Here is a 10081-nt window from a genome sequence, read left to right as displayed (position 1 = left end):
TCTTAACAGCGTCTTTAGCGCGACCAAACGCAAAGCGCGCGGCTATCGTTCCACCACGCACCTGATCACCATGCTCTACTTCGTGGCCAGCAAGCTCCGCTTCCCCCAGTTCTGAGGCTCCACCGACAACAGCGAAGAACCAATATGCTGATCGTGGCGTGCCGGGTTCAGCTCAGTGCCCGGTCCAAAGCGAAAGTGCGCCCTGTCAGGTTGCGGTGAAGCCGTTGCCAGAAGTGAGCAGCAAAAACAAGCTGGATAATAATGGTAAAGAAAGTGGCGCTCGGATGGTTATACGCCCTCCCGTAGAAATAATTTTCGGTCAACGTCGAAACATACCAGCCAGCCACCCGCCCCAGCATGACCGGCAACAGCAACCCGACCAGAATGGTCACCAGGAACGCGCTAACGAAGTTGGTGCTCCTTAACGAAAAATAAAGCCCGATGACCGGCAAGGTCAGGAACGTGTTCCCGAAAAATAAAATCTCCCCGAAGGCCACGCGTCCGCCGGGCACCGAGCTGTCGCCCAGAGAAAAGATGTTCGCGAAGTAGAGCCAGATGCCGAGCAGTAGCGCCATGGCCGGCAGAAACTGTCCCCACAATCCACGCACCCGCCCGCCGATGATGTGGCGCACACCCACCGGCGACACCAGCAATAACTCCAACACGCCGGTTTCGCGTTCGCGCCGCAGGCTCCCCGCCGCGCTGAAGGCAATGGTGCCGACCAACAACCACGCCATGAACGATTGCAACGAGCCAAAATGCTGTAGATAAACGCCCGAATTCGACATCACGGCGCTATACAGCGAAATCATCACCGCGAACCAACTCCACGTGACCAGCCGCCCGCTCCAGGTGCGTTGCTCCAGCCAGCCGATGGGATTCCGTTCCAGTTTGTGCCGCATCATGCGCCGGAAAAAAGTCAGCCAGATGATCGGCGTGCAAAACGTCCGCTCCCACCAAAGGATTCGCGCCGAAGGCGGCTCTTCGCGCCACGTTTGGTCCACGCGCCGCGCCGCCAGCAACGCAACAAAAACAAAAAGAAGCATGGAGAGAGCAAACATTTGACCGAGTATCAGAAACCAGAATTGCACGACGCCCCCGGGGATTCGGACAAAATAATTACTCCAGCCACTGTTCCAAAAGTTTATCCCACCAGCTCCTGTCGATAAGATCGCTCCTTCGATTAGCTGGCCCAAACCAAAACGAAAGCCGTTGGAATAGGTCGAGGCGGGCAGGTTACCTCTTATATTAAACCAAAAAATGAACGACAGCAGACAGCCAAACACTATCGCGAAAAACATCGAATTGATCTCCGCCAGTACCAATGCCCGCGTCCAACGTTTGGCTGATGAAGAAGCCAGCAATCCCGCTGTGAGCGCCAGCAAAACGGCGCACAGTTCCAAAGTAAACGCAGTGACGACGTCCAGCCATCCGACACCCCCAAGCAATATTGGAATTGCCAGAATCGGCACCGCCGCGAGCCACAACGTCATCGACCGCAAGGCGTGCACCAGACTCTTGCTGACGACGATGGATCGTGCTGTCAACGGCGTCAAAAACAATAGCCCCAATGTTCCCTCTCGTCTTTCCCGGCTCAAACAGTCCGCCGTCAACGCGGGTACCATCACCCAAATGGTGAGCAAGATCGTCGAGTGAAGAATCGCGAACAGCCGAGCACCAAGTTTTGCCGGAGGCACATGGGAATCCCAAATCAGACTGGCGCAAACCAAGAACGCCGCTGCCGCGCCCATCACGCGCAGCCAGTAGTTGAACGGTCTCCGCGCTTCGGAGCGCAATTCGCGTTTGATCACGGGCAGAAAGATCATATCAACTGCCTACGATGATCGGCAAAACCAGTAAAGCACCCCTCACCCCTGCCCTCTCCCCATCCGATGGGGAGAGGGTGGCCGAAGGTCGGGTGAGGGGCTGGTGTTGCATTCTACCGTTCTTTTTCCGCGATTGGTATCCTTGCTTACGTCGTCGAGCGGTTCAACGAGCATTACTGCGTTTCGCCGCGTGTGACGCGCATGAACACTTCCTCCAGACCAAGTTCTTCTTCCCGCAGTCCCACCAGTTTGATTCCGCCATTGACCAGTGTTTCCGCCACGCAACTGGCGTCCATCTGGTGATCGTTCATCGTCACCTTGATCCTTCCAGCCACGGATTCTGCCGCGGAGATTTCGGAACGCGCCTTCAACAACTCAATGGCGCGCGATTCGTCGCCCAGCACCTTGACCCAGACCACCAGCCCGGTCGCCAGTTGATCGCGCACGCCTTGCACCGGCCCGCTGTAAATCAACTTGCCTTTTTCGATGATGGCGACGCGATTGCAGAGTGTCTGGAGTTCGCTGAGGATATGCGAGGAGATGATGATGGTTTTGCCGAGACGCTGAAGTTCTTGCAAAACCGCCATCATCTCGATGCGGGCGCGCGGGTCGAGGCCGCTGGCGGGTTCGTCCAGCAGCAAGAGTTGCGGATCGTGAATCAGCACCCGCGCCAGACCGAGTCGCTGTTGCATGCCGCGACTCAGCGCGCCGATGAGCGCGCCTTTCTTCTCGCTAAGGCCGACGAGTTCCAAAACGTCGCTGACCGTTTTCTCGCGCTGGTTGGTGGGAATCTTGTAACAGGCACCGAAGAAATCGAGATATTCGGTCACTTCCATGTCTTTGTACACCCCGAAGAAATCGGGCATGTAACCAATGACGTGGCGCACCGCGTCCGCATCACTCACCACATCATGCCCGAGAATCACCGCACGGCCGGCGCTCGGCGCAAGAAACGTGGCGAGGATTCGGAGCGTGGTCGTCTTGCCCGCACCATTCGAGCCAATGAAACCGAACAGATCGCCGCGATTCACCGTGAGGTCAAGCCCGTAGAGTGCCGCAAGGCTGCCGTACATGCGCGTCAAGCCGAACGTCTGAACGGCGGGCATCGGAGGAGCGGAATCGTTGGCCATAATTTTTCAACAGTTAGTTGGTTACGGGAATGGCAAGCCGCAGAAGTGTGTCGTGGGTTGAGCGGCGCGGCGTAAAACGGTTCATCGCGGTGGTGAACAAATGCCCGGCATCCCACGCCAGCAAAACTGCGTCACCTCGTTCCGTCAATGCACTCAGGTCAAAACCCGGCGGCACCAGAAACGAGTTTTGATAATTGTTGGCGACATTTCTCCGACCGCCCAGTTGCGTGACGAACGACGCTGCCATCGCACTGAGCGGCACGTTGGACAGGTGAACCGATTCACCGAACGCCGCACGGCGACGTTGGGCCGCCGACTGGAATTCGTTTCCATACTGCTGCACAAACGCTGTCAATTCCGTCCACGGCAATTTTTCCGACTGGAATTTTTGGGTCTGCCGGGCCGGCAATTCATTCAGCGTGTACACGCGTGCGCCCAACACCAGCCGCGCTTCGGTCAATTTGCGGTCGAGCAGATTCTCCACCGTGACTTCGAACTCATCGCCCACGCGGGTGACGCTGGCTTTAAGCGGCAGCGCCGCCGACTGCCACCAGTCGCTGATATAAAGTTGACTGGTCCAGACCGGAACAAAGATGTCCGCGCGATAACCATCGCCTTTTTGTTCCACGTTGCCCCGCCCACTTTCCTGACCTCCGCCCCAGGAACTCTGGAACTCGCCACGCAACGCGGCGTAGCGTTGTTCCCCCACGAGCTGGTAGCGGGCGTTGACCGGAGAATAAATCGAACCGTAGGCGCGACCGCGTAATTCCGCCCGCTCCCCTTTCTGCAAAACATCGAGGACGTGCAGTTCGTTCCATTCGGATTCGCCGGCGCGTAATTTGTAGCCGATGAAATATATCAGCAGTGAGAAGAGCACCACGTAAATGGGGAACGTCACCCAAGTGAGCATCTGCCGGTTGATGCGCTTGAGCCAGCGTTGGTCCAGCGGCCCGATGACCAGCAGATACACCGCCAGCAACAAGAGCAACCCGGTGACCGGCAGTTTGCGCACCTGCTTGCTGTCGATCATCGCGCCGAACACCCCGTCCAGACTCCAGCCGCCCGGCTGGTTGAAATCCGCCGAGGTGTACCAAGCCATGGGAACGTCCGCCAACCGCGCCCAAAAGGAAGGACTGTTTTTCCAGGATCGAAACGGCTCGCGTTCCGGACTGAACAGCAACGCCGTGATCCGGCCGCGCCCGCGCTTGGCCGTGACGATGAACGGCGTCCCCGGGGTGCCGGCCAACACTTTTCCGTCGCGCATTGCGCCGACGGCGACGGGTAATTCCGCCTTTTCGAAATCCGGATCGTCGGCCATCTCGGAGAACGGGACGGGGGTTGGTGCAGTTGGTCGATTCGCTCCACCTCTCAAACGTCTCGTCTGCTCGCTCGCTGTGACAGTGGAAAGCAATTTGTTGGTCTGGCTCGACCCGCCGCCCGCCGCCCGCAGCCATTCCTGAATCTCAGAATGACCCTGCACGGTCCGCACGCTTGTCACCTCGCAGGGAAAAACATTGCGCAACCAGGGACTCGAATTGATGTCCGAAATTTGTTCGACGCCAACAATCAAATGCCCGCCAGCGTGCATCCAAGTCAGCAGGGCGTTCACCTGGTTCACATTGAGTTCCACCGCCTTTTCCGAATTCAAGTAGAGCGCGTCGAGTCCTTCCAGCACCAGAGGGTTGTCGGGAATAAGCGCCGGTTGCAATCGTGCCGATGTCGGCTGCAGGTCGGTCTGGCGAGGGAGAATCTGTTGGATGACGGGCACCCCACCGACGGTCCGAGCCAGCGCGCCGATCAACGGACTTTCCCAAGCCATCTGTTTTCTGGGCCGGAGATTAGGCTGCTCGCCACGCACCTTGCCGCGCTCATCGAGCAGCCGCGCGCTCCACATGCTGTTGTAACGGGTCGTGGCGAAAACCGGCATCACGAAACGTTTGAGCGTGCCAGTAGGCAGTTCCACGACCATCGTCCGCGTCTGGCTTTGATTGTAAGCTCCCGACGACAACTCGAAGGTGGCGGTGAACGGCGGCCCGTCATTTTTCACCTCGCAAATCACGGGAAACCAACTCGCCTCCGGCACCACGCCGTCGTAACCGAGGAACACGTCGAACTGCAAGGCCGCCCGAGCGTTGATCGTGACCCCACCGCCAACGCTCAAGAGCCAGGCGAGCGCAAAGAAGAAACAAAAGCGGCGATGCCTCCGGGTCGTCCGGCAGGAAACCTTTCGCGAAGACAATTTGTTCAATTGCTCCAAAGCAACAGTTGCGGGCACACGGTTTTGTACTCCGGGTTGCGCCGGTTCGCAACTTCAATTCAGCGCGCTTGACCGCGCCCGGGGATTTTGTTTCTCTCGCCTCAATGCCATTCCGCTGTCCATTGGAATTGTCGCGAACGGAGTTAACCAACCAACCAACCTGAGCCATGAATGATCAACCACCCACGCCACCGACCAGTGACGGCGGACTGCAGTTTGAGCACGCCGAATACGCAAGCCCCGCCGCCAGCCGATCGTGTGTTGTTTGCAAACAGCCGATCACCGACTCGTATTATCAGGTCAACGACAAGAGCATCTGCCCCAGCTGCCGGGAGCAGATCGAGAAAACGTGGACGGGCGGTTCGGGCGTGGCTCGTTTTGGACGCGCGACAATTTTCGGGGCGGTGGCAGGAATTTTGGGGGCGGCGATCTGGTATGCGATTGCGGCGACGACCGGATACGAACTGGGTTTGATTGCCATCTTGGTTGGTTTCATGGTGGGCTGGGCGGTACGCCGCGGCGCGAACGCCCGCGGCGGATGGCTTTATCAGGCTCTGGCAATCTTACTGACTTACACCGCCATCGTATCAACATACATTCCGCCTTTGCTGAAAGAGTTTCGTAACGCAGCATCCGAAAGAAACCATCCCACAGTGGCGTCCACCAATGCCGTCGTGAAAACCGCGCAAGCAACCGAGCCTGCGCAGCCCGCCGCCGACCAAAAGCTCGAGGTGCCACTGGAACAAGTCGGACGTTCGGGACCGGGTGGGCTCGTTGGTTGGGCGGTCGCTGGGGTGGTGGTCTTCGCCATCGCGTTCATGGCGCCGTTCCTCGCCGGATTTGAAAATTTCATCGGCTGGATTATCATCGCCATTGCCTGTTACGAGGCGTGGAAGCTGAACAAGCGCGCCTTACTCCAAATCACCGGTCCGTTCCAGATTGGCGCCACTGCAGTGCCGCCGGCTGCCTAGCGTGCCTGAACCGGAAATAATCTGTCCCCAATGCAGCACGCAGATCGCACCGACGCTGCTCAGTTGCCCGCGTTGCCAGCGGCTTGTGCACACGGAAAAATTAAATCACCTGGCGCGTGAGGCGGAGCGGCTGACGCAACAGCGTGACCTGTCGGGCGCCCTGACCACGTGGCGCGACGCCCTTGAACTCCTTCCGCCCGGCTCGCGCCAACATCAGATTGTCCTCGCCTGGATTAAGAATCTGAGCGGGCAAGTCGATCAAGAAACCGCGCCGGCCTCCACCTCTCGAACGCCCGCCCTGCGTCAAGCCTCAACCCAGAAGAAAACCGGCATGCAGGCGGCGGGGCTGGGTGCCATTGGTTTGTTGCTTTGGAAATTCAAATTCGCCGTCATCTTCGTTCTGACCAAACTCAAGTTCCTGCTGCTGGGATTGACCAAGGCCAGTACGCTGTTCTCAATGCTGCTTTCCTTCGGCGTTTACTGGGCCGCTTGGGGATGGACATTCGCGTTGGGATTGGTGCTTTCGATTTACGTCCACGAGATGGGTCACGTTTTCGCGCTTCGTCGTCTCGGTATCCGCGCCACCGCCCCAATGTTCATTCCAGGTTTCGGTGCGATGGTCAGGCTCAAACAGTATCCCGCCGATCCACATGAAGACGCCCGCATCGGTTTGGCCGGTCCGCTCTGGGGTCTCGGTGCCGCGGTCGCGGCATTTGCCGTCTTTCTGATCAGCGGCGGACTCTACTGGGCCGCGATTGCGCGCGTCGGCGCGTGGATCAACCTGTTCAATCTTCTGCCGGTCTGGCAACTGGATGGCGGCCGCGGCTTCCGCGCCTTGTCGCGGGCGCAACGCTGGCTGGTCGTCGCGAGCTTGGCGGTCATGTTCGTGTTGACGAATGAGGGTTTGCTCCTTCTGCTATTGCTGGCTGCCGGATTTCGCGCCCTGCAAAAGACCGATGCGCCCGCGTCGGATCGCCTCGCCTTGCTGCAGTTTATTTTCCTCGGGGTGACGCTATCGTTACTCTGCACGATTCACGTGCCGATAGAGTCGGCGCCTTGAAAAGGGCGCAAAGCGCTTTTGCGTTAAGCATCAACGCAATTTCGCACCCGATTTCACAATGGGCGCCGCCTTCAGTGCTTTGGTTGGTGCCAATCTTTCCGCAGGTTCGCCGGCGCCGGACTCGCGATGGCGTTGCCAGTGGATCGCGAAGCGGGACAGCTCTTCGATGGATTTGAGATTTAACTTCTTCTTTATGTTCTCCCGATGGGAGGCAACAGTTTTCGCGCTGAGGTGAAGGCGATCGGCGATTTCATGCGTGGCAAAACCATCGCCAATCAATTGGAACACCTGCAGCTCGCGGTCGCTCAACTGCTGGGCGATGGTCGTGATCTCGCCTTCGGGCGGGTTGCCGCCGAGACGATTCACGATGGCGTCCTTGACCTTCTCGCTCAGATAAACCTGGCCGCCCAACACCTGACGGATCGCGCGCAACAACACGTCGGCTTCCTCCTGCTTCATCACGTAACCCTTGGCGCCCGCGTGCAAACTGCGTTCGGCATACAACGCCTCATCGTGCATGGACAACACCAGCGCCGGCAGTTTCGGAAAGCGCACCTTGATGTCTTTGATCAACTCGATGCCGCTCGTATCTCCCAACGCGATGTCCACCACCGCAATGTCCGGTCGCAACTTCTCGATGGCTTCCAACGCAGCGTGAGCGTCGCGCGCCTGCCCGCAGACCATCAAGTCCGGTTCGCCATTGATCTTTTGCGCCAGCCCCTCGCAAAGGATGGGATGATCGTCCACCAACAAGACCCGATGCTTGTCGTTGGCCGCGTCTGCCGGCTTGCCGCGAGCGTGTTTCACTGGTGACTCTCCTCCTGTTTCAAGACTGCGCATTTCATAATCGTGCCGCCACGATCGCGCGGCGCGAACTGCAGTTGCGCGCCGATGGCCCGCGCGCGGTAGCTCATGTTTTCAAAGCCCATGCCGTCACCACCGTTCGTGACCCTGGAAAGTCCGCGGCCATTATCTTTGACGCTCAGCACGATCCCTTCGGGCGCGCGGCCGAGCGACACAACAATCTCAGAGGCCTTGCCGTGGGTGATGGCGTTGTGGATGGCTTCTTGCGCGATGCGATAAAGGTGAACCGCCGTTTCATGATCGCGCACAAAGACGCGATGCTGACATTCAAACCGGCAGGCAATGGAGAACATCGAGCGGATGGTGGCCGCCAGCTCATTCAACGCGGCGATCAAGCCCACGCTGCCCACCTTCACGGGGTTCAATCCGCGCGCGATCTGGCGCGCCTGGACGCTCGTCTCCCGAGACAGCTCGGCGATGCGCGCGGCGATGGCCATTTCGGGGACTGATCCTTTCGCCAGCCGGCTTTGTAGATCGCTTGCCATGTAAGCGATGCCAGTCAGTCGCTGGCATAGGCCATCGTGCAAGTCTTGGCCGATGCGCTGCTGCTCACGCTCGCTCACCTCCAGCAACTGCCGCTCCGCCCGTCGCCGTCCCATCACCTGACCAATCTGGCTGCAAATATCCCGGAGCACGCGCAACAGATGTTTGTCTGGTGGCAACACCTGACGGCTGAACATGGCGATGACCCCGAGCACTTCCTGATTCAGCCGAATTGGTAAGGCGAACACCGTGCGTAGTCCATGCCGGGCGACCGTCGCGCGTTGATAGCCGGGTCGCCTGGTGACATCGGTGATCCAGAGCGGTTTGTTGCGCGCCCACACGGTGCCGGCGATTCCTTCGCCGCGCGCAAAGGCCGCGTGCCGCGCCACCCCGCCTTCGATCCAGGCCGGCGCTCCGGGGTGCCAGATTTGTGCGCAGCGCAGCAGATTCTCTGATGTGTCCACTCGCCAGAGTTCGCCCCAGTCGCAACCGAGCGTTTCGCACAGCGCCCGGAAAATCTTGGGACTCGCCTCCGCCACGGTTGAAGAGTCGGCCAGCGCCCGGGTGACGGCGTGTTGCGCGCGGGCGAGCACTTCGTGTCTGGACTTCGACTCACCAACCTCACGAAATATGCCAACCGCGCGTTTGACTTTGGCTGGAAGGGAAAGAAAAGGAAGTCGCGGTTCCCCGTCGGCGCTGTTCGCCCGCAACACTTCGCCGTAACTTCGGTTAATCCCTCCGATCATGGTTGCCACGAGTTACACCCAAACTTTGGCTACCGTCAACCAGTTTCCAATCAGTTTTTCAGGCTGCTTGCCGACCGCGGTCCGGGTCGTTGAAGTGAACAATGGCCACCGCGTGCTCTTGCTGGCTTACAACAGGTGATCGGAAAAGGACAGCAGAGTTGCCTGACCGAGCGCGGGTATGCGTTGCTTATTGTCCTGATTCTACCGTTTGTATTCCTTCAGAAAGCCGACGAATTCGCGGTGATGGTCCTCTTCGCTGCCGAGGATTTGAATGACCAGTTCTTGGGTGACGTAGTCCCGCTTTTCACACAACTTGATGAGCGTGTTGTAATGGGTGATGGCGGTCTGCTCGGCGGTGATGACGCCTTTGATGACCGCGACGACGTTGGTCGGATCTTTGGGCGGTTGGAGGTAGGTTTGCGTGCGGGTGAGTTCGAGCGAGCCGGGCACCCGGCCGCCGAGGGTCTTGATGCGATGCGCCAATAGCTGCGCGTGGCCCACTTCAACCGGCACATCCGCGGCCAGTTCTTTTTTGACGACTTCGGAGCGCACGCCATCCAGATGAACCGAGTTGGCGATGTAGTTTTGCACGGTTTCCACTTCCATGCCATAAGCGAGACGCAATTCGCGGATGATGTCCGCGTTGTTCTTACCGTTCGTTTTGTTTTTCATAAACTTCCTTCTTGTTGTGTGAGGCGAATGAACCACCTCATCATTCTAAAGTTTCCGCCGATGCTCGAAATG

At 58.7% G+C, this 10081-nt stretch carries 8 protein-coding genes; 2 read left to right on the top strand and 6 right to left on the bottom strand.

What is annotated here, in order from left to right:
- Window positions 1–167: 167 nt before the first annotated feature.
- From HY298_03465 to HY298_03455, 3 genes are all read right to left on the bottom strand, one after another.
- Window positions 168–1826, bottom strand: a complete 1659-nt coding sequence (locus HY298_03465; protein MBI3849341.1) for a hypothetical protein — start codon at window positions 1824–1826, stop codon at window positions 168–170.
- A 173-nt stretch (window positions 1827–1999) separates the two neighbouring features.
- Window positions 2000–2956, bottom strand: a complete 957-nt coding sequence (locus tag HY298_03460; protein ID MBI3849340.1) for an ABC transporter ATP-binding protein — start codon at window positions 2954–2956, stop codon at window positions 2000–2002.
- A gap of 13 nt (window positions 2957–2969) precedes the next feature.
- The gene (locus HY298_03455) at window positions 2970–5231 is read right to left on the bottom strand and encodes a hypothetical protein (protein MBI3849339.1); all 2262 of its coding nucleotides are present in this window, start codon (window positions 5229–5231) and stop codon (window positions 2970–2972) included.
- A 149-nt stretch (window positions 5232–5380) separates the two neighbouring features.
- On the opposite strand from HY298_03455, the gene HY298_03450 reads away from it, so the two are divergent.
- The gene (locus HY298_03450) at window positions 5381–6184 is read left to right on the top strand and encodes a hypothetical protein (protein ID MBI3849338.1); all 804 of its coding nucleotides are present in this window, start codon (window positions 5381–5383) and stop codon (window positions 6182–6184) included.
- Complete coding sequence (locus HY298_03445; GenBank protein MBI3849337.1) at window positions 6177–7244, top strand: site-2 protease family protein; 1068 nt, start codon at window positions 6177–6179, stop codon at window positions 7242–7244. The genes HY298_03450 and HY298_03445 overlap by 8 nt, the downstream gene beginning before the upstream one ends.
- A gap of 30 nt (window positions 7245–7274) precedes the next feature.
- On the opposite strand, the gene HY298_03440 is transcribed toward HY298_03445, so the two are convergent.
- The 3 genes from HY298_03440 to HY298_03430 all read right to left on the bottom strand — a co-directional run bounded on the left by HY298_03440 (window position 7275) and on the right by HY298_03430 (window position 10009).
- Complete coding sequence (locus tag HY298_03440; GenBank protein MBI3849336.1) at window positions 7275–8084, bottom strand: response regulator transcription factor; 810 nt, start codon at window positions 8082–8084, stop codon at window positions 7275–7277.
- The gene (locus HY298_03435; protein ID MBI3849335.1) at window positions 8048–9337 is read right to left on the bottom strand and encodes a GAF domain-containing sensor histidine kinase; all 1290 of its coding nucleotides are present in this window, start codon (window positions 9335–9337) and stop codon (window positions 8048–8050) included. The genes HY298_03440 and HY298_03435 overlap by 37 nt, the downstream gene beginning before the upstream one ends.
- Before the next feature lie 201 nt (window positions 9338–9538).
- Entirely contained in the window at window positions 9539–10009 is a 471-nt protein-coding gene (locus tag HY298_03430; GenBank protein ID MBI3849334.1) for a rubrerythrin, read from the bottom strand.
- Window positions 10010–10081 lie beyond the last annotated feature (72 nt).

It is taken from the genome of Verrucomicrobiota bacterium (genome assembly GCA_016200005.1).
GTDB lineage: Bacteria > Verrucomicrobiota > Verrucomicrobiia > Limisphaerales > PALSA-1396 > PALSA-1396.
The sequence above is the reverse complement of the archived record's forward strand: the minus strand, read 5'-3'. Positions and strand labels throughout refer to the sequence as shown.